Annotated in this window: 25 protein-coding genes; 11 read left to right on the forward strand and 14 right to left on the reverse strand. The window is 66.7% G+C overall.

Annotated features, from left to right (window positions below):
• Window positions 1–258: 258 nt before the first annotated feature.
• From DUGA2_RS16110 to DUGA2_RS16135, 6 genes are all read left to right on the forward strand, one after another.
• Window positions 259–726 carry a universal stress protein gene (locus DUGA2_RS16110; RefSeq protein ID WP_070270390.1) on the forward strand — a complete coding sequence of 156 codons (468 nt, stop codon included), beginning with the start codon at window positions 259–261 and terminating at the stop codon, window positions 724–726.
• An 89-nt stretch (window positions 727–815) separates the two neighbouring features.
• Window positions 816–1,460 (forward strand): response regulator transcription factor, encoded by a 645-nt coding sequence (locus DUGA2_RS16115; protein ID WP_008450985.1) that lies wholly within the window; start codon window positions 816–818, stop codon window positions 1,458–1,460.
• Between the two features lie 302 nt (window positions 1,461–1,762).
• Window positions 1,763–2,560 carry a Crp/Fnr family transcriptional regulator gene (locus DUGA2_RS16120; RefSeq protein WP_043482248.1) on the forward strand — a complete coding sequence of 266 codons (798 nt, stop codon included), beginning with the start codon at window positions 1,763–1,765 and terminating at the stop codon, window positions 2,558–2,560.
• 187 nt (window positions 2,561–2,747) lie between these two features.
• Entirely contained in the window at window positions 2,748–2,954 is a 207-nt protein-coding gene (gene hemP / locus DUGA2_RS16125; RefSeq protein ID WP_070270388.1) for a hemin uptake protein HemP, read from the forward strand.
• Window positions 2,955–3,059: 105 nt separating this feature from the next.
• The gene (locus DUGA2_RS16130) at window positions 3,060–3,392 is read left to right on the forward strand and encodes a hypothetical protein (protein ID WP_070270385.1); all 333 of its coding nucleotides are present in this window, start codon (window positions 3,060–3,062) and stop codon (window positions 3,390–3,392) included.
• Between the two features lie 11 nt (window positions 3,393–3,403).
• On the forward strand, window positions 3,404–4,693 hold the full coding sequence (locus DUGA2_RS16135; RefSeq protein ID WP_083296347.1) for a DUF2325 domain-containing protein: 1,290 nt from the start codon (window positions 3,404–3,406) through the stop codon (window positions 4,691–4,693).
• Between the two features lie 87 nt (window positions 4,694–4,780).
• On the opposite strand, the gene DUGA2_RS16140 is transcribed toward DUGA2_RS16135, so the two are convergent.
• From DUGA2_RS16140 to DUGA2_RS16165, 6 genes are all read right to left on the reverse strand, one after another.
• Window positions 4,781–7,525, reverse strand: a complete 2,745-nt coding sequence (locus DUGA2_RS16140; RefSeq protein WP_070270383.1) for a TonB-dependent receptor — start codon at window positions 7,523–7,525, stop codon at window positions 4,781–4,783.
• 258 nt (window positions 7,526–7,783) lie between these two features.
• On the reverse strand, window positions 7,784–9,148 hold the full coding sequence (locus DUGA2_RS16145) for a sulfite reductase subunit alpha (protein WP_070270382.1): 1,365 nt from the start codon (window positions 9,146–9,148) through the stop codon (window positions 7,784–7,786).
• Window positions 9,145–10,155 (reverse strand): FAD:protein FMN transferase, encoded by a 1,011-nt coding sequence (locus DUGA2_RS16150; protein ID WP_070270531.1) that lies wholly within the window; start codon window positions 10,153–10,155, stop codon window positions 9,145–9,147. The genes DUGA2_RS16145 and DUGA2_RS16150 overlap by 4 nt, the downstream gene beginning before the upstream one ends.
• 7 nt (window positions 10,156–10,162) lie before the next feature.
• The gene (locus DUGA2_RS16155; RefSeq protein WP_070270380.1) at window positions 10,163–10,984 is read right to left on the reverse strand and encodes a DUF4198 domain-containing protein; all 822 of its coding nucleotides are present in this window, start codon (window positions 10,982–10,984) and stop codon (window positions 10,163–10,165) included.
• 9 nt (window positions 10,985–10,993) lie between these two features.
• Entirely contained in the window at window positions 10,994–11,509 is a 516-nt protein-coding gene (locus DUGA2_RS16160; protein ID WP_070270378.1) for a DUF2271 domain-containing protein, read from the reverse strand.
• Window positions 11,510–11,527: 18 nt separating this feature from the next.
• Window positions 11,528–12,175 carry a PepSY-associated TM helix domain-containing protein gene (locus DUGA2_RS16165; protein WP_070270377.1) on the reverse strand — a complete coding sequence of 216 codons (648 nt, stop codon included), beginning with the start codon at window positions 12,173–12,175 and terminating at the stop codon, window positions 11,528–11,530.
• Between the two features lie 166 nt (window positions 12,176–12,341).
• Between DUGA2_RS16165 and DUGA2_RS16170 the strand changes: the two genes are divergently transcribed.
• Entirely contained in the window at window positions 12,342–12,839 is a 498-nt protein-coding gene (locus DUGA2_RS16170; protein ID WP_070270375.1) for a pyridoxamine 5'-phosphate oxidase family protein, read from the forward strand.
• A gap of 37 nt (window positions 12,840–12,876) precedes the next feature.
• Here the strand turns inward: DUGA2_RS16170 and DUGA2_RS16175 are convergent, their stop codons facing one another.
• From DUGA2_RS16175 to DUGA2_RS16200, 7 genes are all read right to left on the reverse strand, one after another.
• Window positions 12,877–13,263 carry a KGG domain-containing protein gene (locus tag DUGA2_RS16175; protein ID WP_070270374.1) on the reverse strand — a complete coding sequence of 129 codons (387 nt, stop codon included), beginning with the start codon at window positions 13,261–13,263 and terminating at the stop codon, window positions 12,877–12,879.
• 158 nt (window positions 13,264–13,421) lie between these two features.
• Window positions 13,422–14,090 (reverse strand): ligase-associated DNA damage response endonuclease PdeM, encoded by a 669-nt coding sequence (gene pdeM, locus DUGA2_RS16180; RefSeq protein ID WP_083296346.1) that lies wholly within the window; start codon window positions 14,088–14,090, stop codon window positions 13,422–13,424.
• Window positions 14,087–16,552 (reverse strand): ligase-associated DNA damage response DEXH box helicase, encoded by a 2,466-nt coding sequence (locus DUGA2_RS16185; protein WP_070270372.1) that lies wholly within the window; start codon window positions 16,550–16,552, stop codon window positions 14,087–14,089. The genes pdeM and DUGA2_RS16185 overlap by 4 nt, the downstream gene beginning before the upstream one ends.
• Window positions 16,549–18,180 (reverse strand): ATP-dependent DNA ligase, encoded by a 1,632-nt coding sequence (locus DUGA2_RS16190; protein ID WP_070270535.1) that lies wholly within the window; start codon window positions 18,178–18,180, stop codon window positions 16,549–16,551. The genes DUGA2_RS16185 and DUGA2_RS16190 overlap by 4 nt, the downstream gene beginning before the upstream one ends.
• Entirely contained in the window at window positions 18,173–19,213 is a 1,041-nt protein-coding gene (locus DUGA2_RS16195) for a ligase-associated DNA damage response exonuclease (protein WP_070270371.1), read from the reverse strand. Before DUGA2_RS16195 ends, DUGA2_RS16190 begins: the two co-directional genes overlap by 8 nt.
• Window positions 19,214–19,286: 73 nt before the next feature.
• Window positions 19,287–19,493 (reverse strand): hypothetical protein, encoded by a 207-nt coding sequence (locus DUGA2_RS33565; RefSeq protein ID WP_141753294.1) that lies wholly within the window; start codon window positions 19,491–19,493, stop codon window positions 19,287–19,289.
• Between the two features lie 145 nt (window positions 19,494–19,638).
• On the reverse strand, window positions 19,639–20,592 hold the full coding sequence (locus DUGA2_RS16200) for an aldo/keto reductase (protein ID WP_070270369.1): 954 nt from the start codon (window positions 20,590–20,592) through the stop codon (window positions 19,639–19,641).
• 88 nt (window positions 20,593–20,680) lie between these two features.
• Here DUGA2_RS16200 and DUGA2_RS16205 point away from each other — a divergent pair, with 88 nt between their 5' ends.
• The 4 genes from DUGA2_RS16205 (at window position 20,681) to DUGA2_RS16220 (ending at window position 23,721) form a co-directional block, all read left to right on the forward strand.
• Window positions 20,681–21,562, forward strand: a complete 882-nt coding sequence (locus tag DUGA2_RS16205) for a LysR substrate-binding domain-containing protein (RefSeq protein ID WP_070270367.1) — start codon at window positions 20,681–20,683, stop codon at window positions 21,560–21,562.
• 67 nt (window positions 21,563–21,629) lie between these two features.
• A complete protein-coding gene (locus tag DUGA2_RS16210) occupies window positions 21,630–22,136 on the forward strand; it encodes a GAF domain-containing protein (RefSeq protein WP_070270366.1) in 507 nt (168 codons plus the stop codon).
• 132 nt (window positions 22,137–22,268) lie between these two features.
• Window positions 22,269–22,856, forward strand: a complete 588-nt coding sequence (locus DUGA2_RS16215; protein ID WP_070270364.1) for a TetR/AcrR family transcriptional regulator — start codon at window positions 22,269–22,271, stop codon at window positions 22,854–22,856.
• Window positions 22,849–23,721, forward strand: a complete 873-nt coding sequence (locus tag DUGA2_RS16220) for an alpha/beta fold hydrolase (protein ID WP_070270362.1) — start codon at window positions 22,849–22,851, stop codon at window positions 23,719–23,721. Before DUGA2_RS16215 ends, DUGA2_RS16220 begins: the two co-directional genes overlap by 8 nt.
• On the opposite strand, the gene DUGA2_RS16225 is transcribed toward DUGA2_RS16220, so the two are convergent.
• The gene (locus DUGA2_RS16225) at window positions 23,688–24,431 is read right to left on the reverse strand and encodes a GntR family transcriptional regulator (RefSeq protein WP_070270361.1); all 744 of its coding nucleotides are present in this window, start codon (window positions 24,429–24,431) and stop codon (window positions 23,688–23,690) included. The genes DUGA2_RS16220 and DUGA2_RS16225 overlap by 34 nt on opposite strands.
• Window positions 24,432–24,515: the final 84 nt, after the last annotated feature.

The following is a 24,515-nucleotide window of genomic DNA, read 5'->3' on the forward strand; positions in this document are numbered from 1 at the left end:
CCTGCCCTGCGCTCCGGGTCCAAGCCAAGTTTCGTTGTATTTGGAGATACTAACATTGGTTAGATCGACAAAACACGCCTTGAGACACAAAAGTAGTGCTCGGGTGCAAAAATAACAGGTAAAAAGTATGAAAGCCAACACGGGCGCCACGGGATAAACGGCTTTTATTTGATAATCATCAAGTCTTTCCATACTAACAATAATGTAAATCGGGACTACAATTAAGAGCAGCCAGCTGGTTTTAAAAGGAGGTTCGTCATGTACCGCAAAATCTTGATTACCACCGACGGCTCCGCCGTTTCCAGCAAAACCGCCTGCGCCGGGGTGGCCTTTGCCGAACAGATGAAGGCCGAGGTGCTGGTGCTGTTCGTGGCGCCCGAGTACCAGTACCCGATCTACGTCGAGATCATCCCGCCCAGCTACCCCAGCGAGGACGAATACCGCGCCGCCATGCTGCGCGCCGGCCAGGAGCACACGCAGGACGTCGTCGATTCCTGCGCCAAGCGCGGCGTGCCCTGCGAGGCCTTGACGGCGTTCGCGGAAAGCGCGGCGCTGAAGATCGTCGATGTGGCGGAAAAACACCGCTGCGACCTGATCTTCATGGGCTCGCACGGCCGCAGCGGCTGGGGCCAGCTGTTGTTGGGCAGTGTTACCAACAAGGTGTTGTCGCACGCCAAAACACCGGTGCTGGTGCATCGCCTGATCAAGGAACCCGGCAGCAAATAAAGCGCGGGCCTGCTACATTTTTGTAGTAAGATCACAAGATTAGTTCAAAAATAAGAATACTTACTTTTAATCACTTTTTAAGCACCACTATGATTCGTATTGTCATTGCCGACGACCACACCATCATGCGCGAAGGTCTCAAGCGCATACTCGACGGCGCACCCGACATCGATATCGTAGGCGAGGCCATCGACGGCTTCGAAGTCCTCGGCCATGTGCGCCAGGGCGGTTTCGACCTGCTGCTGCTGGACTTGTCCATGCCCGGCCGCAGCGGCGTCGACCTGATCCGCCAGATCAAGGCGGAGGCGCCCAAGCTGGCCATCCTGATCCTCACCATGCACGAAGAGGAACAGTACGCGGTGCGCGCCATCCGCGCCGGCGCGCAGGGCTACCTGACCAAGGAAAGCGCCGGCACCCAGCTGGTCGGCGCGATCCGCAAGGTGGCTTCCGGCCGCCCCTACATCAGCACCGAGGTGGCCGAGCAACTGGCGCTCAACATCATGATGCCCAACGAAAGCCTGTTGCATAAACAGCTGTCGGACCGCGAATTCGAAGTGTTTTCGCTGCTGGTGGCCGGCAAGTCCATCACCGAAATCGCCAACAGCCTGCACCTGAGCGTCAAGACGGTCAGCACCCACAAGACCCGCATCATGCAGAAGATGGGCATGAGTTCGCTGTCGGAGATGGTGCAATATGCCGTGGCTCATCGTTTGTTATCCCCCTTCAAGACCTGATCTCCCCGTCCCTCGTTAGGACAACTCCTACAAGCCTGCGCTGGCTCCTACGCGCATATTCAGCCATTGCTGATATCTATCTCCCCATCGCGTTGGCATACTGAAACCATACGATTCATGCTGCACGGCACCAGACAGGCAGCACGATGCCGTGCGACACCACAACAGGAAACCAAGCAGCGCGGCACAGCCCAGTTCCCGTCCTTTCGAAAAGCTATACCTGTACACAGGAGATCACCATGCTGTCTACGCAAACGTCCGAAATTCGTCCGACCACCACCGCGACCATGCAGTCCTCGTCGATGGAGGCGGGCCGTCAGCGTCAAGGGCGGCTCTGGTCCAACCTGAAGGAAGTCTGCGACCTGCTGCACATCCCGGCGGCGTGCTCGATCACCACCGAGGAACTGCTGTTCCAGCACGTGCAGTTCAAGACCGGCCAGCGCATCCACACCATCGGCCAGCCCTTCGACACGCTGTACATCGTCAACTCCGGCTTCCTGAAAACGGTGCTGATCGACGAGTTCGGCAACGAACAGGTGCTGAGCTTCCCGATGAAGGGCGACATGCTGGGCGTGGACGGCATCCACACCCGCCACTATTCCTCCGAAGCCGTGGCCCTGTCCGACTGCGACCTGATACTGCTGCCGTTCAAAAAGCTGACGGCGCTGGGACGCGTCCACCTGGAACTGGAAAACATGATGTACGGCGTCATGAGCCGCGAGCTGGTGCGCGAGCAAGCCATGATCGGCATGCTGGGCGCGCTCAGCGCCGAGGCGCGCGTGGCGCGCTTCCTGGTGTCGCTGGCCGAGCGCTTCGCCCAGATGGGCTATTCGAGCAAGCTGTTCAACCTGCGCATGACGCGCCACGAGATCGGCAGCTACCTGGGCCTGACGCTGGAAACGGTCAGCCGCACGCTGTCGGCCTTCAACGAGATCGGCCTGATCAGCGTCGACCAGCGCACCATCGGCATCAAGGATCCGGAAGCGCTGAAAACCCTGCGCCGCCTGCCGCCCTCCCGCACCCGCGCCAAGCAGCTGGCCGCCGCCAAAACCAAGGGCGGCGACAGCGTCACGCCGGGTCAGTTACTGGCTGCGTTGTAAGCCCCGCGCGGCCCCCGCCGCCTTACCCAGCTTGGGCCCGGTCTCTCCAGCCGGGCCTTTTTTTATGCGCCCCCTGCACCGCCGTCAAATAAGCTTTAAATAACGTTGAAATAACCCTTGCATTCCTCCCGCGCTTCTACAATAATGAATGCAAATACGAATCATTCTTATTTAAGGAGCCCAGAAGATGACCACGACCATGCCCGCCACCCCGCCCGCCATCAGCGCCCACGCCCACGCCGCCACCCTCGCGGCGGCGCCGGCCGTCGTGCCAATCAAGCGCATCACCAGCGCCAGCCTGATGGGCGATGGCCGCGAAGTCGAGATCGAACATTCGGGCCGCATTTACCGTCTGCGCATCACCCAGCTCAACAAGTTGATCCTGACCGCATGATGTACGCCGTTCACTGTGCGTGAACCCGGGCGCTGCCGCGCCCGCACTCCCCTTGAGCAAGCCAGCTATCGCCAGCCAGACTCCCACTGAATCCAGGAGCGTTTGATGGCCATAGACCGTAGCAATCCGATTTTTCTCGCCCCCTCCCATGGCGGGCACAATCCAGAACTGATGCTGTCCGCCGTGCTGCATCTGATGTCGCACTACACGGCCGGCAGCGACGACGCCGGCGGCTGCGTGAAGCTGGCCTCGGTCATCGAACGCCACCTGAAAGCGCTGGCCAGCCTGCCGGACCTGGCGCCGGTGCTCAGCGCCACCTGCCAGCAACTGTCCGAGCAGTGGGCCACCGAGGTCGAGCGCAATATGCACCTGCAGGAAAAGAGCAACTTCCTCAGCCGCATCATGGCCCGCGCGCGCACCGCGCCGGCCACCGCCTGAGGAGCCCGTCCATGTGCGAGAAACACGATCCGCTGGCGGCCATCATCGCCGCCGCCATGCCGCAGGTGGCCGGCACGCTGGCGCCCGCCGCCGCCCCACCCCGCCCCGCCGAACAGCAAGTGCTCAAGCCGGCGATCGGCAATGTCATGGACGCCTTGCAGCAGGAAGATTCGCACGCCTCGCGCCGCCGCCGGCTGTGGGAGCTGGGCCATGCCTGCCACTGCCCGCTGGTCGGCGTCGGCTTCCCGCTGGGCGTGCTGCGCAAGCTGGTGGACAAGGTCACGTCCGGCAAGGTGCTGGCCGACGACTATGAAGTGCACGTCGGCGCCGTCACCGAGTGCGGCAACCGCAACCGCCTGTCGGAAGCGCTGCAAAAGGAACTGGAACGCCGCTACGCCGCCGTGCTGCTGCGCTTCCGCGCCGCCAAGACCACCGGACAGGTGGCCGCCATGTGGCGCACGGCCGTGGCCAACGGCGACGTCGCCGGCGCCTTCTGGGCCGGCCTGACGCATCCGCGCTGCAACGCCGAGCTGGAAGAGCAGATGTGCCGCGACCTGCACATGGTGCAGCACCAGGCCGGCGCCTGCGTGCGCGCCGACATCAGCAAGTTCCACGCCACGCTGGCCGAGAACGCGCGCCTGACGCACGACCTGGCCAAGGCGCAGCAGCGCAGCGCGGCCCTGCTGGCCGACAAGAGCGGCGACGCCGAACGCCACGCGGCGCAACTGATGCAGCTGCGCGCGCAGTCGGTCGGCAAAGACAGCCTGATCGATTCGCTGAAGGTCGAGCTGGAGCAGTTGCGCGAGTCCATCCCCGGCCTGGAAAGCCGCGCCAAGCTGGCCGAGCGCCTGGGCCAGATGGAAGAGCGCGAACGCGCCATGCGCAACCAGATCAACGAGCTCAAGCTCGAACTGGCCAAGCTGCAGACGGCGGCCGAACCGGTGCAGGAAGAGACGCGCCAGATCGTCGAGCACGTGATGAAGATGCCGCTCAGCCTGAACGACCGCGCCGTGCTGTGCGTGGGCGGACGCAGCGGCAACGTCGCCACCTACCGCGAGCTGATCGAGCGCGAAGGCGCGCAGTTCGCCCACCACGACGGCGGCCTGGAGGACAACGCCAACCGCCTCGACGCCAGCCTGGCGGCGGCCGACCTGGTAATCTGCCAGACCGGCTGCATCAGCCACAGCGCCTACTGGCGGGTCAAGGATTACTGCAAGCGCACCGGCAAGCGCTGCGTGTTCATCGACAACCCCAGCATCTCCAGCCTCGCGCGCGGCCTCGAACAAGCCGGCGCGGAGTAACTACGAAAAAAAGCCCCATGTGGCTTTGCGGCGGCCTTGGCCGTCGCAAGCACACATGGGGCTTTGTTGCGCTACAAGCTCAGCAGATTAGAACGCCATGGTGCCAGTCAGGTAGACCGAGCGGCCCAGCTGGTCCGTGTAGCGCGGGTCGAAGCCGACCTGGTGGCCCGACGACGCACGCAGCGACAGCGGCGGCTCGCGGTCCAGCAGGTTCTTCACGCCCATGCGGATAGACGCGGTCTTGCTCAGCGCCAGCTTGCCCTGCCAGTCGATCGTCAGGTACGACGGCACCCACAGGCGGATGCTCTCGTCCTTGCCGCTGTCGACGTTGCGCACGGTGGCCTGCGCGTCCTGGTAGCCGTTGCGGTAGTTGGCGCTCAGCGTGTTGCTGACCTTGCCGGTATCCAGCGTCAGCGCGGCGCGCACGATGTGGCGGAACGCCACCTTGTTATCGACGCCGAAGAAGTTCATGTCGCTGGTCCACTCGCCATCGGTGCCCGGACGGGTGTAGTCCGACTTCATCAGGTAAGTGCCGTTCAGGTTGGCGGTCAGCTGGCCGAACGCAAACTTGTGGCGGCCGACCATGTCGTAGTCGATACCCTGGTTGTGGGTCTTGCCGATGTTGATCGACAGGCTCTTCATCGCCCAGTAGGTGTTGCCGGTCGACGGTTCGGTGAAGGTGGTGAACAGGTCGCGGAACTTGGCCGGCGCGGCAAAGATCTGCTGTTCGCTGATCGACGACACGGCGTCGGTGATCTTCACATCCCACAGGTCGGCGCCGAACGAGAACGACGGGCTAGGCTCGACGCGGAAACCGATCGAGTACTGCTTGGAGCGCTCAGGCTTCAGGTTCTCGTTACCGCCGGACAGCAGGTTGTACTGCAGATGGCCTGGACGGCACTGGTCGGTGCCTGGGAACGGGCAGTCGTAGCTGTTCGACGTCACGCCGGCGCTGACCAGCGGCTGGCCGATGTCGAGCATGCTGGGCGCCTTGAAGCCGGTGCCGTAGGAGCCGCGCACCAGCACGGTCTTGGCGGGCTGCCAGCGCGCCGACACCTTGTAGGTGCTGGCCGACTGGGTCTCGCCCATCTTGCGGTGGGCCAGCAGATTGTCGACGCCGGCGATGCTGTCGTAACGGCCGGCCAGGCTCACTTCCAGTTCCTTGGTCACAGGCGCCAGCAGCTCGCCGAACACGCCGTAGGACGCACGCTTCATGTCGTAGGCAGGTTGCGCGGTCAGGTTGTAGATCTTGCCGCCGGCCGCGTCAGCCGATGGCGTCTGCTGGTAGGCGTATTCGCGGTAGTCGGCGCCGATACCCAGGTTGGCCGCGCCGCCAGGCAGCGCGAACACTTCGCGCGAACCGTGCGCGTCCACGCCCTTGAGCGTGGTCGATGCTTCGCGCACCGAACCGTGGAAGATCGAGTTGGCGATCTGCGCCTTGGTGGCGTCGCTCTGGGCGCCGATCGGTGCGAACGGATTGAAGGCGTTGTTGGCCAACATGTCCTTGAATTCCTTGGTCAGCGCGTAGCCGCCCACATAACGCTCGTCGAGCTTGTTGCGCGACCAGGTCAGGCCGGTGCCGAAGCTCCAGGCGCCGATCTCGCCGTCCGCGCCCAGCACCAGGTGCTGGGAGTCGGTCACGGTCTGGCTGTTGCGGGTGCCCCAGTCATAGGTGCGATAGCTGCCCGACACCTGCTTGACGTTGGCGGCCTGCTCGGGAGTCAGGTAAGGCAGCACATAGGTGTTGTAGCGGTCCGAACCCGGCGTGATGGTGAACGGCGCGGTGTTCTGGGCGATGCGCGCGGTCAGGTCCAGGCGCGACAGCGCCATTTCGGCGAACACGGTGATGTCGTCGCTGGCCTTGTACTGGGCCTTGGTGAAGAAGCTGTCGCGCTTGTTCTGCGGCGAGATTTCCACGGCCGGGGTCGAATCGAACGAGCAGTTGCGGGTGTCGGCCGTGTTGTTCAGGCTCAGGTAGGTCTGCTGCGGGCAGCTGCCGTTCTTCGCCAGGTAGGGGCTGAAGCCGATTGGCGCCAGGCCGTTGCCGAAGGTGACGCCGACGTTGGCCGGCGCCGCCGCGGGGCTGGTGCGGTCGTAGATGTAGTTGTGGCCGTTGTAGTTGAACGGGATGTACGAGGTCGACGCGAACGAGCGGTCGGTCGCCTTGACCGGGCTCTGCTCGTCGTGGCGGTAGGTCGCCAGGATGTTGTAGCGGTCTTCCTGCAGATCGCCGAAGCCATAGGTCAGGTTGGTGTTGTACGACTGGCCTGGACGGCCGGCGGTCGGCTGCGACCAGGTGGCGTCGATGGTGCCGCCCTGGGCGTTTTTCTTCAGGATGAAGTTGATCACGCCGGCGATCGCGTCCGAACCGTACAGGGCGGACGCGCCGTCGGTCAGGATCTCGACGCGCTCAACCGCGCTCATCGGGATGGAATTCAGGTTGATGGTGCTGCCCGAGCCGGTCGGCGCGATGCGGCGGCCATCCAGCAGGACCAGGGTGTAGCTCTCGCCGATGTTATGGATCGAGGCCGAGACGATACCGCCGGAGTTGGAACCGGCGGCGGTGGCGGCGATGCTGAAGCCCTGCATGGCCGGCAGCGACTGGATCAGGTCGGCAACGGTGGTGGCGCCGGTCTTGGCGATTTGTTCCTGCGACAGGCGCTGCACGGGCAGCGCGCCCTCAACGGCGATGCGCTTGATGCTCGAACCGGTGATTTCAACTTTCTGGATCGCCTCGTCTGCCAAGGCCTGGCCAGCGATCAGTACCGTGCCGGTCAGCACGCTCAAAGCGATGCGCACGGAGCGTACGCCGATTTTTTCTTGCAATACCATTCAAACTCCCGAATAAAAACATAGAAATCGAAGGCAATACCATCAATATTGCTCTTCGATAAGAGAATTATCGGGGCTGGCACTACAATTTGATACATTATTGAAGCAAATAAAGAACAAACCTCACAAGTTCGACATTTACGCGAAATTACAAAATTTAATTTCCACATGCAGAAAATTTATAATGGATAAAACGTAATATTTTAATACCATCAAAACATGTGAATTTGCACCGAGTTGGTGCGTTGCAATAAAACATCAATAAACATCGCGCCGATAGCGTCCGGCGGCGGTCAGCTGGTCCAGCGCATCGCGGCCCAGCGCGGCGGCCAGGGCGGCATCGACGCCGGCCGCCATGCCGTCCAGGCTGCCGCAAACGTAGATGGCGGCGCCGGCCGCGACCCAGGCGCGCACCGTGTCCGCCTGCTCGGCCAGGCGGTCCTGCACGTAGCGCCGCTGCGGCTGGTCGCGCGAGAACACCATGTCCAGTTTTTCCAGCTTGCCGTGCAGCTGCCAGGTCGCCAGTTCCTCGCGATAATGGTAGTCGTGGGCGGCGTTGCGCTCGCCGAACAGCAGCCAGTTGCGCGCCCTGCCCGCCAGCGCGCGCGCCTTCAGGTGGCCGCGCAGGCCGGCGATGCCGCTGCCGTTGCCGATCAGGATCAGCGGCCGCTGCAGATTGTCTTCCAGCCGGAAGCGGCGGTGCTGGCGCAGCCGCAGCTGCACAGTCTGGCCGACCTCGGCCTGCTGCGTCAGCCAGCCCGAGGCGGCGCCGTGGCTGCCGTCGGCATGCGTGTGCAGGCGCACCAGCAGGTGCACGCGGCCGTCGGCCGGGATCGAAGCGATCGAGTATTCGCGGGCGCGCTCCAGGTCGGAGGGCGCGGCGGCCTGCACCAGGTCGCCCGATTCCCAGGCCGGCAGATCCCCGTCCTGCGGTTCCAGTTCCAGGTGGTAGACCGGGGCGCCGGCGCTGCCCGGATTGAGCAGCACGCGCGCGGCCAGGCGCCACGGCGCGAAGGCCGGAGCGCCCCAGTCCGGCGCATCGCTGGTGCCGGCCAGATGGCTGAGCTGCTGGCGCCAGGCGCCGATGGCCTCGGCCGAGCTGCGGTTGACTTCGACGCGGGGGAAGAGGCTTTGCGCGCCCTGCTCCTGCAGCCACGCATCGAGCGCGCGGCCGAAGCCGCAGAACTGGGCGTAGGCGCTGTCGCCCAGCGCCAGCACGGCGTAGTGCAGGTGCGGCAGCGCCAGCCCCCTGGTCATCAGGCGGCCGGCAAAGGCGGCGGCGGCATCGGGAGCGTCGCCCTCGCCGTAGGTGCTGACCAGGAACAGGATGCGCTCGGCGCGCTGCAGATCCTCGTCCCGCAACGCCGACAGCTCGCTCAGCTGCGCCGGGATGCCGGCCAGCCGCAGCGTCGCCAGCGTTTGTCCGGCCAGCTCCTCGGCGTTGCCGGTCTGGCTGGCGTAGGCGACGATCCAGCCCGGGTTCGCGGCCGCCTCGGCCTTGGCGCGCCGCGCGGCCAGGCGCTTGCGGCGCGTGCGCAGATACGGGGCCAGGCAGACCAGCGCATAGCTCATCGCCAGGCTGGCTACCAGCATCAATCGGGTGGGGTCGTTGGTCCAGATCATTCGTCTAGCATGTTGCGTAAATGGGTACTCATATGTTCGGTAAAACCGCCGTCGCGACGGCGGGCGACGAAGCGCGCCGCCAGGCCCTGTTGTTCGGCCAGGCGCAGGCCGTGATCGCAACCCAGCACCGTCAAGGCGGTGGACCAGGCGTCGGCGGCCATGCATTGAGGATGGACCACGGTGACGGAGGCCAGATCGTTGGCGATCGGCATGCCGTTGCGCGGATCGATGGTGTGGGAATAGCGCTGTCCGTCCAGCTGGAAATAGCGGCGGTAGTCGCCCGAGGTCGCCACCGACAAGCCGTGCAGGGCCAGCACCAGCTCATCCAGCTGCGCATCGTCCACCTGCTCCAGCGCCACCCACCACGGCTGGCCGTCCGGCTTGACGCCGGCGCCGCGCAGCTCGCCGCCGACTTCGACCAGGTAGTGCGCATAGCCCTGCGACTTCAGAAAATACGCCAGACGGTCGACGCTGTAGCCCTTGGCCACCGCCGACAAATCCAGCTGCACGCCGCCCGGCTGCAAGGCGCGGCGGCCGTCGCGCTCCAGCGCCACCGGGTGCGCGGCCAGCGCGGCGCGCACGGCGGCGATCCGCGCGGCGGCAGGCGGCACGAAATCGGGCTGGTCGAACCTGCCGTGCGGGCCGAAGCCCCACAGGTTCACCAGTTCACCGGCGCAGGGATCATAGGCGCCGCCCGAGCAGCGCGCCACCTCCATCGCAAACGCCAGCACATCGAAAAACGCCGGCGGCAGCGGATGCCAGCTGCCCGCCCCGGCGCGGTTGAAACGGCCCAGGTCGGAGTCCTGTTCCCAGTGGCTCATCTCCGCCACCACCGTGTCCAGCTGCTGTTGCAGGCCTTGCTGCAGCCGGGCGCCATCGTCGCCAGGCGCGGCCACCAGCCGCACCGACCAGCTGGTGCCCATGCTGCGGCCGCCAAAATCGCGGATCACGCCGTCGGCGGGCGCCGGCTCGTCGGCGACCACATGCGGCAACAGGACGCGGCGCATCGCCAACTTACTGCGGCAGGATTTCTACCGTCGCCGCGTAGGTCGCGCGACGCGGCGCCATCTGCGGCGGCTGCCCCGGCACCTGCGGCGCGGCGGCCGGCCAGGCGCTGCTGACCAGGTACATGCCCGCGGCCGGCAGCTCGAACGTCGCTTCGCCGTTGGCGTCGGTGTTCTTGCGGATCTCGCCCAGCGTGCCGCGATAGCGCACGCCGCCCGGGATCAGGCTGAAGCCCTGGTTGGCCGCGGGCTTGCCGTCCAACAGGAAGCGCCAGGTGGCCTTCTCGCCCGAACGCATATCGTTCGGATGCGTCACCGGCACCAGCTCCAGGCCGACGCCGGTCGGCTTGAACACCGCCATGTCCGGCGTGCCAGTCGAGACGAAGGTTTCCAGGCGGCCGTGGGTGCGCGTCAGCTTGACGTCGGTGGCGTCGGCCGGCACATCCTTGGCCAGCGATTCCTCGCTGCCGCGGAAGCGTTTCATCTCGCCGGCCTTGTCCTTGTAGCTGCCCATCACGCTCTGCGACACCAGCGCGATACGGTAAGTGCCCGGCTTCGGCAGCTTGACGTCGAAGGTGTTGCGCAGCTTGCCGTTGCCGACGTTCTCCATGGCCAGCTTGCCGCCGTCCGGGCCGGTGATGACGATGCCGTCCAGCTTGAGCGGCTGGTGGTCGATATCGAACAAGCCTTCGGAGATGGCGGCGTCCACGGTCAGCCAGGCTTCCTTGCCTTCGACGATGGTCGACGACGGCAGCAGCCACGGCTTGTGCGCCTGCGCGCCCAGGGACAGGCCGGCCAGCGCCAGGGCGATCAACGATTTATACAGTTTCATGGACAGGCCTTAAGGTTTGAGTTGGACAACCACGGCGCCCAGTTCTTCCTTGCCCTGGCCGCTCACGTTCTGCGCCGACTTCGGCGGCCATTGCAGCGGCACCTTGACCGCTTCGCGGCCGCCGGCTTCGCGCGCCGCTTCCACCACCAGCGTGTACTGGCCGGCCGGCAGCTTGTCCAGCGTGGCTTTCGCGCCCGGGAAGCTGAGCGACTGTTCGCCCGGCGCCCTGGTCGCGCCGCTCACGCCGTCCATCGGCATTTCCAGGTCGCGGCCGCTCTTGCGCCACCATTGGCGGACGTCCTTGAGCCACTTGGTGCCGGCGTTGTCCTTCTTCTTGGTGTCGTACAGCACGGCCAGGTTGGCCACCACTTTCTGGTCGGCGTTTTCCAGCCAGGCCGCGATGTACGGGCGATGGTACTCGGCCACATTCAACTGCGGCACTTCGAGTTTGAGGGCCAGATCGGCGCCCATGGCCGAGGCACTGGCCAGAGGCAGGCTGAGTGCGATGGAATAGCGTAGTTTCATGGAGTACCTGTCGTGAGATTAATGAATGAACAGCAGTGCGATAACAAACGGAATCAGGACGCCCAGGCCCACCATCGGCCAGGTGAACGGGCGGTTGGCCGCGTGGAATTTCAGGATCAGCAGGCCGGTGATGCAGAACACCAGGCAGGCGCCGGCGAAGATGTCGATGAACCAGTTCCAGGCCGCGCCGGTGTTGCGGCCCTTGTGCACGTCGTTGAGCCAGGAGACCCAGCCGCGGTCGGTGTTCTCGAATTCGGCGGCGCCGTCTTCCAGCGCGATGCGCACCCAGGCGTCGCCGCCGGCCTTGGGCAGCGGCAGGTAGACTTCATCGGCGGCCCACTCGGCGGCGCGGCCGCCGGCCTGCACCTTCCAGGTCGCCAGCAGCCATTGCTCGGCGGCGGCCGGCAGCGGCTGCTTGTCGCCGTCGTGCCCGGCGGCGTAGGCGCGCAGCTGCGCCGCCAGCGCCGCCGGCACGGTGGCCTGCTGGCGCACGACGGCCGGCTTGGCCTCGATCTGCGACGCGTGGTTCAGGGTGATGCCGGTGATGCTGAACAAGAACATGCCCATCAGGCACATCGCCGAACTGACCCAGTGCCATTGGTGCAGATGCTTGAGCCAAACGGCACGGCTGGCGTTGCGGGTGGAGGCTGCGGCTTGGGCGCTCAAGGGCTTTCCTTCAAAGGGACAAATGCAGATGATAATGATTATCATTTGCGAAGTCAATCGCCATCATGTATCGACTATGTAAATCTGGGTGAAGTCGCGCACGGTGCGCGCGGCGCAGGCGGGTTAAGCTGGGGCTGACCATCCACGACCATCATGGAGGCGCATCATGCCGCTCTATACCCAGGAACAAATCCATACCCTCGCCGCCAAGATCAAGGATGTGCGCTTCGGCATGTTCACCACGGCCGGCGACGACGAACAGATCAGCAGCCGTCCGCTGACCGCGCAGCAGATCGACAACGAAGGCAACCTATGGTTCTTCACGTCCGACGAGGCCGACTTCGCGGGCGACCTCGAGCGCCATCCCGGCGTCAACGTCAGTTTTTCCAATCCGGCCGAGAGCCTGTACCTGTCGGTGGCCGGCCGCGCCTACCTGCTGAAGGACAGGGCCAAGGCGCGCGAGTTATGGAACCCGACGGTACGTGGCTGGTTCCCCGGCGGCCTGGACGATCCGCACCTGGCGTTGATCAGGGTGCGCATCCAGAGCGCCGAGTACTGGGATGCGGGCGCCGGCAAGATGAAGCAGCTGTTCCAGCTGGCCAGGGCCGCCCTCAGCGGCCGCAGGCCGTCGCAAACGGGCCGCCACACCACGATCTGCCTGTAAAAAAGGGGCAGATGAACTGCCCCCGGCGGGTTGTCGCTCAGGACTTGGCGCTGCCGCCGGACGACCCCGAGCGGCTGGAACCGCTGGAACCGCCGCGGCTGCCGCGGCTGTTGTCGTCCTCGTCCTCGTCGCTGCGGCCCTTGCTGCCGCCGCCGCTGCCTTGCGATGCGCTGCCGCCGGTGCTGCTCTGGCTGCTGCGGGCATCGTTCTTGTGGCTCATGCTGCCGGCGCGGCGCGCTTCTTCGGATGTGAATTCGTGCGCCGTGCCTTTCTCGTGAGCCGCGCGGCCGCCTTCGGCCGCGATCTCACGTTGCTGTTCCGGGTCCATCGAAGCGAAACCGCGCTTGCTGGTGTCCTTCTGCTGGCTGCCGGATTTGTCGCCCTGCTTGCTGCCCTGGTCGCCGCCCTGGTTGGAAGTGGCCATGATTTCCTCCTGTCGTTATCGCTGACTGATCCTGCTTGCTGCACAGGAGCAGTCATCGTAGTGCAGGGCCCAACCGCACAATATAGGACGCATGCAGACAGCGATGTAGGACCATTCCGGGTACCGGTTGTATGCCTAACCGAATGTCTCTTACCTTTTCACACAGGCACTTCGAACACGGTGTCCCCGGTGGTGACGAACAGCCGCTCGCCGGGCTCGCGCACCACAGCGTGGCCGCCGGTGAAGGCGCCGAACGACGGCAGCACCGCCCGCGTCGCCCCCAGCAGAAAGCAGGGCAGCATCAGCGATTCCCAGCCATGGTGCAGCCGGTACAGCGGATGCACATGGCCGGCCAGCACATAGGCCGGCACCAGCACGTCGGGATGGTGGCAGAACGCGAACGGCGTCAGCGCGTGCGGCTCGTCGACCATGTCGATCCGCAGCGAGGCCGGCGGATCGCCCGCATGCGCATCGTGATTGCCGCGCACCACCACCATCCGCAGCCGCGGATGCCGCCAGCGCCACTCGCGCATGGCCTCCAGCGTGGCCGTCGCGTGCGCGGCCCTGGCGTGCATGAAATCGCCGAGAAACAGAATCTGATCGACATCGTACTGCGCGATCAGCGCGTCGAGCGCGCCGGTATTGGCGGCGGTGGTGCCGCCCGGCACCGGCACGCCCAAGGCGCGGAACGACGCCGCCTTGCCGAAGTGGATATCGGCCACCACCAGCATTTTCTCGCGCGGCCAGTACAGCGCCTTCTGCGCCAGCAGCATCACCAGTTCGCCCGCCAGCCAGGCCGGCGCCGCAGCCGGCATCAGCGCGCTCATGGCCCGGCCGCCTTTTCCAGTTCGCGCACCATGCGGGCCACGCGGTCGGACAGTTTTTCGGTGCTGAGTTTTTCGCGGAAGCGTTCCACCATCAGCCCGAAGCCGAACGGCGTGGCGCGCTTGACCTGGTGGAAGCTGACGCTGCGCGCCTGCAGCGCCAGCAAGGTCGCGCGCAGCCGGCCCAGCTCCAGCTCCTGCTCCAGCACTTCGCGCTGCGCCTGCGTCAACAGCAGGTTGCCCGCGTCGTGCTGGCTGAACACCGAAAAGAACAGCGACGACGACGCCTGCAACTGGCGCGCGCTTTTGGGCTGGCCGGGATAACCCTGGAACACCAGCCCGGCGATGCGGGCGATCTCGCGGAAGCGCCGCCGCGACAGCTCGGCCGCGTTCAGGCTGGCCAGCACGTCTTCCAGCAGATGGTCGGTGCTGAACAGCGCCACCTGGTCGCCATGCGCGCCGGCCAGCAGCGCCGGCCAGTCCAGCTGTTGCGGCGCCAGCAGCTCCAGGCCGTAGTCGTTGACGGCGATGGAAAACGTCGCCGGCGCCAGGCTCCCCACGCGCCACGCCAGCAGCGAGGCCAGTCCGATATGCACCGAACGTCCGGCGAACGGGAACATGAACAGGTGGCAGCCCTCGCGGCTTTGCATGGCCTCGATGACGGTGGCGCCGGGCGTCGGCAGGGCCGACCAGCGCCGCTGGATCGCCAGCAGCGGCTGCAAGGCCTGCATCTCCGGGCCGAGAGGCGGATCGTCGTCGCGGGCCAGCGCGGCAAGGCGCAGCTGCTCGAGCGCCGCATGCGCCAGTTCGGAGGACAGCGGCATCTTGCCGCCCTGCCAGCGCGGCACCGCGCCCCTGGCGCCGGTGGCGCGGCGCACGTAGGCCGTCATCTCGTGCAGGCGGACGAATTCCAGTATCCGCCCCGCGAACAGGAAATGGTCGCCCTTGCGCAGCCGCGAGATGAAGCCCTCCTCCACGCTGCCCAGCCGCCCGCCGCCCAGGTACTTGACCTGCAACGCGGCCTCCGACACGATGGTGCCGATGCCCATGCGGTGGCGCCGCCCGAGCGCGGCGTCCGGCACGCGGTAGACGCCCTCCTCGTCCGGCAGCACGCGGCGGTATTCGGGATAGACGGCCAGCGTCTGCCCGCCGCGCGCCACGAAGTCCAGCGCCCATTGCCATTCGCCGGGCGTCAGGTCGCGATACGACCAGGCGCTGCGCACTTCCGCATACAAGGCCTCCGGCCGGAAGCCGCCGCCCAGCGCGATCGTCACCAGATGCTGCACCAGCACGTCGAGCGGCTTCTCCGGCACCGGCCGCGCCTCGATATCGCGCGCGGCCACCGCCTGCTTCGCGCCGGCCGCCTCCAGCAGCTCCATGCTCTGCGTCGGCACCAGCGTCAGTCGCGAGACGCGGCCCGGCGCGTGGCCGCTGCGGCCGGCCCGCTGCAGCAGCCGCGCGATGCCCTTGGCGCTGCCGATCTGCAGCACCCGCTCCACCGGCAGGAAGTCCACGCCGAGATCCAGGCTGGAAGTGCAGACCACCGCCTTCAACCGCCCCTGCTTCAGGCCCTGCTCCACCCAGTCGCGCACCTCCTTGTCGAGCGAGCCGTGATGCAACGCGATCAGGCCCGCCCAGTCGGGACGCGCATCGAGCATGTGCTGATACCAGAGCTCCGCCTGCGAACGCGTGTTGGTGAACACCAGCGTGGTGGCGTGCCGTTCGATCTCCGCGATCACCGGCGCCAGCATCTGGATGCCGAGATGCCCGCCCCACGGAAACCGCGACGGCTGCACGGGGATCAGCGTATCGATCACGATCTCCTTGGCGACGTGGCCTTCGACGACGACGCCGTCCGGCATCAGCGCCTCCCGCGCGCGCGCCAGGTTGCCCAGCGTGGCCGACAGCCCCCACACCAGCAGGCGCGGATTCCACTGCCGCAGGCGCGCCAGCGCGAGCTGCGTCTGCACGCCGCGCTTGTTCCCCATCAGCTCATGCCACTCGTCGACGACGACCATGTCCAGCTGCGCGAACTGGGCCAGCGCCTCCGCCTTGCTGAGCATGAGCGTCAGGCTTTCCGGCGTGGTGATCAGGGTTTCGGGCAGGCGCTTGTTCTGCCGCGCGCGCTGGGCCGAGCCGGTGTCGCCGGTGCGCGCTTCGATCTGCCAGTGCGGCGCCAGTTCGGCGGCCGACTGCTGCAGGGCGCGCAAGGTGTCGGCCGCCAGCGCGCGCATCGGCGTAATCCACAGCACGCGCAGGCCGGGCTTGGCGCGCGCGGCCGCGGCAAGGCCGGCGGCGCGCTGCAAGGCGGCGAACCACACGGCATACGTCTTGCCCGCGCCGGTGCTCGCATGCAGCAGGCCGGAATGGCCCGCGCCGGCGGCGGCCCAGACTTCGCGCTGGAACGGGAACACGCTCCAGCCTCGCGCGGCAAACCAGTCCTCGGCCTGCCGGGCGGCGCTCATGATGCGAGCAGCGTTTTCAGCGCATCCAGCGTATCGGCTTCCTCGATGGACTTGTCCTCGCGCCGCCGCAGGATGCGCGGGAAGCGCACGGCGATGCCGGACTTGTGGCGCGGCGAACTGGCGATGCCTTCGAAGCCGATCTCGAACACCATGCTCGGCGTGACGCTGCGCACCGGGCCGAATTTTTCGATGGTGGTCTTGCGGATGGTCTTGTCCACCTGCGCGATCTCGGCGTCGCTCAGGCCGGAGTAGGCTTTGGCGAACGGCACCAGCTTGCGCTGGCCGTCGTCGTCGTCCCACACCGCGAAGGTGTAATCGGTGTACAGCGCGGCGCGCCGTCCATGGCCGCTCTGCGCGTAGATCAGCACCGCGTCCACGCTGTACGGATCGATCTTCCACTTCCACCAGGTGCCGCCGCTCTTGGTGCGGCCCACGCCGTACTGCGCATCGCGGGCCTTGAGCATCATGCCTTCGACGCCGCGCTCGCGCGATTCCTCGCGTATCCGCGCCAGCTGCTGCCAGCTGTCGGCCACGATCACAGGCGCCAGCCGCAGTTGCGGCGTGCCGGGCTGGCGGGCGATGAACTGCTCCAGCATGCGGCGGCGCTCGGACTGCGGCAGCTGGCGCAGGTCGCGGCCTTCATACTCAAGCAGGTCGTAGGCGAGCAGCACGGCCGGCAGCTCCGCCCAGCGCACGGCCGCCGCCGACAGCCCTGCTTGCTGGCCATGCGCTTCTGCAGATCGGCAACGGCGCCGCGCGCGGCCGCCATGCCAGACCAGGATCTCGCCGTCGAGCACCACGCCGTCCGGCAGGCGCAGCGCGGCCAGTTCGGGAAAGCGTTCGGTGATCAGGTCTTCGCCGCGCGACCACAGGCTGTTCTGCCCTCCCCGGCTGACCAGCTGCGCGCGCATGCCGTCGTACTTCCATTCGACCTGCCAGTCCGACAGCTCGCCCAGCGTGGCCGGATCCCGTTCCAGCGGATGCGCCAGGAAGAAGGGATAGGGCTGGCCGCCGCGCTGCGCGGTGTCGTCCTCGCCGTGGGCGGCGATCAGCTGCAGGAAGCCGGCCGGCGTCGGGCTGACGCCGCCGTCGGTCCAGCCCATCAGGCGCTGCGCCAGCAGCTTGCTGTCGACGCCGGCGACGGCGCTCAGCGCGCGCGTCACCAGCAGGCGCGACACGCCGACACGGAAGCCGCCGCCGATCAGCTTGGTCAGCAGGAAGCGCTCGCGCGTATCGAGCTGGTCCCAGAACAGCGACAGCGCGGCGCGTATCGCTTCCGGCGCGGCGCCGCGCAACGGCGCGATCGCCAGCTCGATCCAGTCGGCCAGGCCGATCTCGCTCTGGTGCCGGGGCGGCGGCAGGATGTGGGCGATGGTCTCGGCCAGGTCGCCGACGACGTGGTAGCACTCGTCGAACAGCCAGTCGTCGAGGCCGGAATATTCGATGGCGCACTGGCGCAGCAGCTTGGTCGGCACCGCCTGGCGCGGCTTGCCGCCGGCCAGGAAATACACGGCCCAGGCGGCATCGGCCGGGGCGGCGCTGGCAAAGTAGTTCTGCAGCGCGGCCAGCTTGCGGCTGGTGGACGTGGTCTCGTCGAGGTCGGCGTACAGGCGGGCGAATTCACGCATCGGCCCCTCCTTCCGGCGCGGCTGGCGCGGCGGCGGCCGGCGCGTCGTCGGCCTCGTCGTCGCCATATTCGGTATCGAAGCCGCTGGCCTGCAAGCCCTGCTGCTGCAGCCAGCGCACCAGCACGGCGATCGAGCCGTGCGTGACGATCACGCGCTGCGCGCCGGTAGCGCTGATGGCCTGCATCAGCCCGGGCCAATCGGCGTGGTCGGACAGGACGAAGCCGCGATCGACGCCGCGCCGCCGGCGCGCGCCGCGCAACTGCATCCAGCCGCTGGCGAAGGCGTCGCTGAAATCGCCGAAGCGCTTGATCCACGGCGAACCGGCCGCCGACGGCGGCGCGATGACGATGGCGCGGCCGATGGCTTCCTTGTCCACCTCGCCCACCATCGCGGTCGGCGGCAGCCGCACGCCTTCGTCGCGGTAGACTTGATTAAGCGCCTGCACGGCGCCGTGGCAGATGATGGGGCCGATGGACGGATCCAGCCCGCTGAGGATGCGCTGCGCCTTGCCGAAGCTGTAGCACTGCAGGATGCTGGCGCGGCCCAGCTCGGCGTTGGCGCGCCACCAGTCGTTGATGTCGGCAAACACCTCGCGCTCCGGCTGCCAGCGGTAGACCGGCAGGCCGAACGTGGATTCGGTAATGAAAGTGTCGCAAGCCACGGGCTCGAACGGGGTGCAGGTCGCGTCCGCTTCGACCTTGTAGTCGCCGGACGCCACCCATACCTCGCCCCGGTGCTCCATGCGCACCTGTGCCGAGCCCAGCACATGGCCGGCCGGATGCAGCGATATTGTCACGCCGTTGTGCGTGACGCGTTCGCCGTAAGCGAGCCCATCCACATTGATCGGGCCGAGCCGCGCCCGCATGACGTTCACGCCCGGTGCGGCCGCCAGGTAGTGCTGGTGTCCGCCGCGGGCATGGTCGCCATGGGCGTGCGTGATGACAGCGCGCTCGACCGGCCGCCATGGATCGATGTAAAAACCGCCTGGAACACAGTACAGGCCTTCCTTGCGCACTACCACCATATCGGACATGGCTTGCTTTCAAAATTCGATGTCCGATGCTAGCGCCTGCCGGCAAGCCTATCTGTCATCCAACGCACCCAGCTCACACAGTATCGATATATTCCGTCATGAATCCTATGTTGTCGTTCACCTTCTGGTTGATGATAACGTGCTCGTCGCCGACCATCAGCATGGCGTCGATATACGGCGACACCCTGGGCGGCCCGTATGACACGGGTTTTTCTTCCCTGGACAGTACTCCCTGCTTTCCCTGACGCGGTAGGACGGCGTTCTTTTTTCTGGTTGACATAGGTAATCCGTTTTTTATGATCAACAAATCGCTGGACGGGCGAACCGCAGCGCACCGACTCCAGAGTATCGCGGGCGGCGCGCGCACGCCATCGGAGGCTGCCTACAACTATCGTAGGAGTGTCACGGAAAACGGCTAGGAGTCGCTAGGAGTTGATTCCCTTCATGCCCTCGGCCGGGTAGCGGTCGCCGGCCGCCATGCCCGGCGGCAGCGCGGTGGCGATGCGCGCCAGTTCTTCGCCGCTCAGTTGCACGCGCAGCGCGCCCAGGTTCTCCAGCAGATAAGGGATGCGCTTGGTGCCCGGGATGGGCACGATATCGTCGCCCTGCGCCAGCAGCCAGGCCAGCGCCAGCTGGGCCGGCGTGCACCCCTTGCCGGCGGCGATCTCGCGCACGATGTCGACGATGCGCTCGTTGGCGGCCAGGTTGTCCCCGGCGAAGCGCGGGCTGAACCTGCGGAAATCGCCTTCTTCCAACGGCATCACCTTCCCGGTCAGGAAGCCGCGGCCCAGCGGGCTGTAGGCGCAGAACACGGCGCCCACTTCGCGGCAGGCTTGTAGCACTCCTTCCTCCGGGTCGCGCGTCCACAGCGAGTACTCGCTTTGCACGGCCGCCACCGGATGCACGGCGGCGGCGCGGCGCAAGGTGGCGGGCGACACTTCGCTCAGGCCGATGCCGCCGATCTTGCCCTCGCGGACCAGTTGCGCCAGCGCCTCCATCGAGGCCTCCAGCGGCGTCTGCGCCAGGTTCAAACGGTGCATATAGTATAAATCGATATGCTCGACGTTCAGCCGGCGCAGCGAGGCCTCGCACGCTTCGCGGATGTAGGCCGGCGAATTGTCGACGCGGCGCTCGTAGCTGCCGGCCTTGCGCACCAGGCCGAACTTGGTGGCCAGCGTGACATGCTCGCGCTTGCCGCGCAGGAAGCGGCCCAGCAACGCTTCATTGTGGCCGGCGCCGTAGGAATCGGCCGTGTCGTACAGCGTGACGCCGGCCTCGTAGGCCGCCTCCAGCGTCGCCAGCGATTGGGCGTCGTCGGTGGAACCGTAGAACTCCGACATGCCCATGCAGCCCAAACCGATACCCGATAATTTTTTCATGCTGACCTCCTTGTTTGTCGATGCAGGCGAGTCTAGCCAGCATGGGCGGCGCGCGGAATGGGCAAAATCGTGATACCTTTTCGGTATCATGAGAAAACTCGATACCCACGCCTTGGAGATCTTCGTCGCCGTCGCCCAATGCCTGAACTTCCGCCAGGCCGCCGAACAGCTGCACATGACGCAGCCGCCGCTGAGCCGCGCCGTGCGGCAGCTGGAGGAACGGCTGGGCACGCGCCTGTTCGAGCGCGACACCCAGCACGTCGCGCTGACGCCGGCCGCCGCCGAACTGCTGCCGCGCGCGCTGCGCATCCTGGCGCTGCTGGAGCAGGCCGAGCAGGCGCTGCAAACGCGCCAGCCGGCCACGCGGCTGCGGCTGGGCATGACGTCGTCGATGGAGTCCGACCTGTTCCGCGCCTTCACCGACGGCGTCACGGCCGCCATCGACGGCGCCGCGCTGGACACCGTCTTCGACGCCTCGCCGCGCCTGGTGGCCCGCCTGCGCGCGCGGCGGCTGGACGCGGCCATCATCGCGCTGCCGACCAAGACCTTCGACCTGCCCGTGCTCCAGCTGGGCAAGCAGCCGACGCTGGTCGCGCTGGCCAGCCGCCATCCGCTGGCCAAGCGCCGCAGCCTGTCGCTGGCCGACCTGCAAGACCAGCCGGTGTACTGGTTCGAACGCGCGCGCCAGCCGGCCTTCTTCGACCACAGCCACGCGGTGTTCCGCCGCCACGGCTTCGCGCCGCGCTTCCTGCTGGAGCCGCACGACCATCATGTGCTCTTGAGCGACGTGGCGGCCGGCAAGGGCATGGCGCTGCTGCCGGCCTCGTTCGCGGCGATCAGCCGCGGCGGCGTGTCCTACCGCAAGCTGAAGGAAGGCGACGAACTGGCGGCCGGCCTGGGCCTGATCGTCGCCGACGGCCACCCCGCCGCCGCCGTGCTGCGGCGCCTGGCGGCCGAGACGCTGGGCTGATCGGCAGCGTACCGGCGCGGAAACGGCTACCATATCGTCCTCGGCATATTTTTCTTAGAAGAACACCATGACTTTCACCCTCAGCGACACCGCCTACGGCACCGACACTCCCGCAGCCAAGCTCGCCATGTTCGACGACCTGCGCTCGCAACTGACCGGCCTGGTGCACGGCGAGCGCGACCTGATCGCCAACACCGCCAACTTCAGCTCGCTGGTATTCAACAGCATGCCGGGCTTGAACTGGGCCGGCTTCTACTTCCTCAAGGGCGACGAGCTGGTACTGGGGCCGTTCCAGGGCAAGCCGGCCTGCATCCGCATCAAGAAGGGGCGCGGCGTCTGCGGCGCCACCGTGGTCGAAGGCAAGTCCATCGTCGTGCCGGATGTGCATGCATTCCCCGGCCACATCGCCTGCGACGTCAACTCGCGCTCGGAGCTGGTGGTGCCGGTGCGCGGCGCCGGCGGCGAGATCGTCGGCGTGTTCGACCTCGACAGCCCGCTGCCGAACCGCTTCGACCAGACCGACGCCGACGGCATCGAGATGCTGGTCAAGATCCTCGAAGCCACGCTGGCCTAAGCACGTCATTCCCGCGCACGCGGGAATCCATGCTGAGCCGGCACGCACGCGGCCTATGGGTTCCCGCCTGCGCGGGAACGACTTCGTTTTTTTTCGCTTGCCAACAGACCGACCGGTCTGTACAGTAAACCCATGACCACCCCACCTACCCGAGACCGCCTGATCCGCGCCATGGGCGACGCGCTGCAACGCAAGGGCTTGCACGGCGTCGGCCTGAGCGAGATCCTGGCCGCCGCCGACACGCCCAAGGGCGGCCTCTACCACCACTTCCCCGGCGGTAAGACCGAACTGGCCGTGGCCGCCATCGAACAGCAGGTGGCCGAACTGTGCGCCCTGCTCGACAAGCTGCTGCCCGCCGCGTCCGACCCGGTGGCCGCGCTTGAGCAGTGGACCGCCCGCGCCCAGCAACTGCTGGCCGCCAGCGGCTTCCAGCGCGGCTGCCCGCTGGCCACGGTGGCGCTGGAGTCGGAAGTGGACGACGTCGCCATCCGCAAGGCGCTGGCCGACGGCTTCGCCGCCATCCGCGAACGCCTGGCGCTGGCCTTGCAGGCGTCGGGGAAAATCGCCAACGCCGCCGGCCTGGCCGCGCTGATCGTGGCCGCCTACGAAGGCGCGCTGCTGCAAGCCCGCGTGGCCGGCAGCGTGGCGCCGATGGAGCTGGTCAGCGCCACCCTGTTCCCGCTGCTGCGCACCCAACTCCAAGGAAATACCCATGACTAAGCAGCTCACCCTGACAGCGGCCGACGGCTACCCGGTCGTCGCCACGCTCTACCCGGCCGCCGGCGCGGCCAAGGCGCAGCTGATCGTCGCCAGCGCCACCGGCGTGCCGCAGGGCTACTACCGCCGCTTCGCCGAATTCGCCGCCGCGCGCGGCTACCGCGTGCTGACGCTGGACTATCGCGGCATCGGACTGTCCAGCCCGGCCACGCTGAAGGGCTTCGACGTGGACTTCCTGGACTGGGGCCGGCTCGACCTGGCCGCCGCCGTCGACTACATGGCCGACACGGCGCTGCCCTTGCTGATGATCGGCCATTCCTACGGCGGCCACGCGCTCGGCCTGCTGCCCAACCAGCACAAGATCGCCGCCTGCTATCTGTTCGGCACCAGCGCCGGCTGGCACGGCTGGATGCCGCCGCTGGAACGCGTCAAGGTCTGGATCACCTGGCACATCGCCGGCCCGCTGCTGACGCGCTGGCACGGCTACCTGGCCTGGAGCAAGCTGGGCATGGGCGAGGATTTGCCGCTGTCCATCTACCGCCAGTGGAAACGCTGGTGCGGCTTCCCGCGCTACTTCTTCGACGATCCCAGGATGGGCGACATCCGCAGCAGCTACGACCGGGTGCGCATGCCGGTGATGGCGGTCAACGCGCTGGACGATCTGTGGGCGCCGCCGGCCTCGCGCGACGCCTTCATGGCCGGCTACCGCAACGCCAGCGTCACCACCGCCGACATCGATCCGGCCCGCGCCGGCATCGGCGCCATCGGCCACATGGGCTACTTCCGGGCCAGCGCCCAGCCGCTGTGGGAAGACGCGCTGGGCTGGCTTCAGCTTCAGACCGAGCTGAGCTCCGCCACGAAATCGTAGGCGTCGCCGCGGAAGTACGAGCGGCAAAACTCCACCACCCGGCCGTCGGACAGGAAACCCAGGCGTTCGACGGCCAGCCCGGCATCGGCCGCCTTCGCCTCCAGCAGCCGCGCCTGCTCGGCATCCAACAGCAGCGCCGACAGCCGCTGCAAGGCGCGCACCGGCCGGTGGCCGTAGCGGTGCAAGGCCTCGTACATCGATTTATCCACCGCCTCCAGCGAAGGCAGATAGCAGCCGGGCACGGTCGCGTACTCCAGGCACATCGGCGTGTCGTCGGCATAGCGGATGCGGTTGAAACGGTAGACCTGCTCGCCCGGGCTCAGCCGCAGCCGCGCCGCCTCCTCGCTGGTGGCGATGCCGACGGCGCGGTGCAGCCAGGTGCTGTTGGGCCGCCGGCCGCGCGCGCGCATGTCCTCTGAAAATGAGCTGAGCTTGGAAAAATTCTGCTCGATGCGGGTGTGGTTGATGAAGTTGCCGGAACCGGGACGCCGCACCAGCAAGCCCTCCGCCACCAGCCCGTCCAGCGCCTTGCGCACCGTCAGCCGCGACACGTTCAAGTCGGTGGCCAGCTTGCGTTCCGGCGGCAGGGCGTCGTCCGGCAGCAGCACGCGCTGGGCGATGGCCTCGCGCAAGGCGCGCTGCAACTGGTGATACAGCGGCAAGCTGCTGCTCTCGCTCAGCACCTGCTTGATGTTGGTTAACGTCACCATGCGATCCCTTTTTGCCCATAAACAAGTACCAATCCAGTACCAAAAACACACTGGAAACATTGGCGTATTCTTAATTTTCTGCAC

It is taken from the genome of Duganella sp. HH101, assembly GCF_001758795.1.
In the GTDB taxonomy this organism is placed as follows: Bacteria; Pseudomonadota; Gammaproteobacteria; order Burkholderiales; family Burkholderiaceae_D; genus Rugamonas; species Rugamonas rivuli.

What these genes read in the sequence shown, in the direction of transcription:
- DUGA2_RS16135 (WP_083296347.1), top strand. Translation starts at nt 3,404, where the DNA reads ATGTGCGAGAAACACGATCCGCTGGCGGCCATCATCGCCGCCGCCATG.
- hemP (WP_070270388.1), top strand. Translation starts at nt 2,748, where the DNA reads ATGACCACGACCATGCCCGCCACCCCGCCCGCCATCAGCGCCCACGCC.
- DUGA2_RS16215 (WP_070270364.1), top strand. Translation starts at nt 22,269, where the DNA reads ATGACCACCCCACCTACCCGAGACCGCCTGATCCGCGCCATGGGCGAC.
- DUGA2_RS16190 (WP_070270535.1), bottom strand. Translation starts at nt 18,180, where the DNA reads ATGCGTGAATTCGCCCGCCTGTACGCCGACCTCGACGAGACCACGTCC.
- DUGA2_RS16160 (WP_070270378.1), bottom strand. Translation starts at nt 11,509, where the DNA reads ATGAAACTACGCTATTCCATCGCACTCAGCCTGCCTCTGGCCAGTGCC.
- pdeM (WP_083296346.1), bottom strand. Translation starts at nt 14,090, where the DNA reads ATGAGCGCGCTGATGCCGGCTGCGGCGCCGGCCTGGCTGGCGGGCGAA.
- DUGA2_RS16130 (WP_070270385.1), top strand. Translation starts at nt 3,060, where the DNA reads ATGGCCATAGACCGTAGCAATCCGATTTTTCTCGCCCCCTCCCATGGC.
- DUGA2_RS16155 (WP_070270380.1), bottom strand. Translation starts at nt 10,984, where the DNA reads ATGAAACTGTATAAATCGTTGATCGCCCTGGCGCTGGCCGGCCTGTCC.
- DUGA2_RS33565 (WP_141753294.1), bottom strand. Translation starts at nt 19,493, where the DNA reads ATGTCAACCAGAAAAAAGAACGCCGTCCTACCGCGTCAGGGAAAGCAG.
- DUGA2_RS16225 (WP_070270361.1), bottom strand. Translation starts at nt 24,431, where the DNA reads ATGGTGACGTTAACCAACATCAAGCAGGTGCTGAGCGAGAGCAGCAGC.
- DUGA2_RS16195 (WP_070270371.1), bottom strand. Translation starts at nt 19,213, where the DNA reads ATGTCCGATATGGTGGTAGTGCGCAAGGAAGGCCTGTACTGTGTTCCA.
- DUGA2_RS16210 (WP_070270366.1), top strand. Translation starts at nt 21,630, where the DNA reads ATGACTTTCACCCTCAGCGACACCGCCTACGGCACCGACACTCCCGCA.
- DUGA2_RS16185 (WP_070270372.1), bottom strand. Translation starts at nt 16,552, where the DNA reads ATGAGCGCCGCCCGGCAGGCCGAGGACTGGTTTGCCGCGCGAGGCTGG.
- DUGA2_RS16115 (WP_008450985.1), top strand. Translation starts at nt 816, where the DNA reads ATGATTCGTATTGTCATTGCCGACGACCACACCATCATGCGCGAAGGT.
- DUGA2_RS16145 (WP_070270382.1), bottom strand. Translation starts at nt 9,148, where the DNA reads ATGATCTGGACCAACGACCCCACCCGATTGATGCTGGTAGCCAGCCTG.
- DUGA2_RS16175 (WP_070270374.1), bottom strand. Translation starts at nt 13,263, where the DNA reads ATGGCCACTTCCAACCAGGGCGGCGACCAGGGCAGCAAGCAGGGCGAC.
- DUGA2_RS16110 (WP_070270390.1), top strand. Translation starts at nt 259, where the DNA reads ATGTACCGCAAAATCTTGATTACCACCGACGGCTCCGCCGTTTCCAGC.
- DUGA2_RS16200 (WP_070270369.1), bottom strand. Translation starts at nt 20,592, where the DNA reads ATGAAAAAATTATCGGGTATCGGTTTGGGCTGCATGGGCATGTCGGAG.
- DUGA2_RS16140 (WP_070270383.1), bottom strand. Translation starts at nt 7,525, where the DNA reads ATGGTATTGCAAGAAAAAATCGGCGTACGCTCCGTGCGCATCGCTTTG.
- DUGA2_RS16220 (WP_070270362.1), top strand. Translation starts at nt 22,849, where the DNA reads ATGACTAAGCAGCTCACCCTGACAGCGGCCGACGGCTACCCGGTCGTC.
- DUGA2_RS16120 (WP_043482248.1), top strand. Translation starts at nt 1,763, where the DNA reads ATGGAGGCGGGCCGTCAGCGTCAAGGGCGGCTCTGGTCCAACCTGAAG.
- DUGA2_RS16150 (WP_070270531.1), bottom strand. Translation starts at nt 10,155, where the DNA reads ATGCGCCGCGTCCTGTTGCCGCATGTGGTCGCCGACGAGCCGGCGCCC.
- DUGA2_RS16170 (WP_070270375.1), top strand. Translation starts at nt 12,342, where the DNA reads ATGCCGCTCTATACCCAGGAACAAATCCATACCCTCGCCGCCAAGATC.
- DUGA2_RS16205 (WP_070270367.1), top strand. Translation starts at nt 20,681, where the DNA reads ATGAGAAAACTCGATACCCACGCCTTGGAGATCTTCGTCGCCGTCGCC.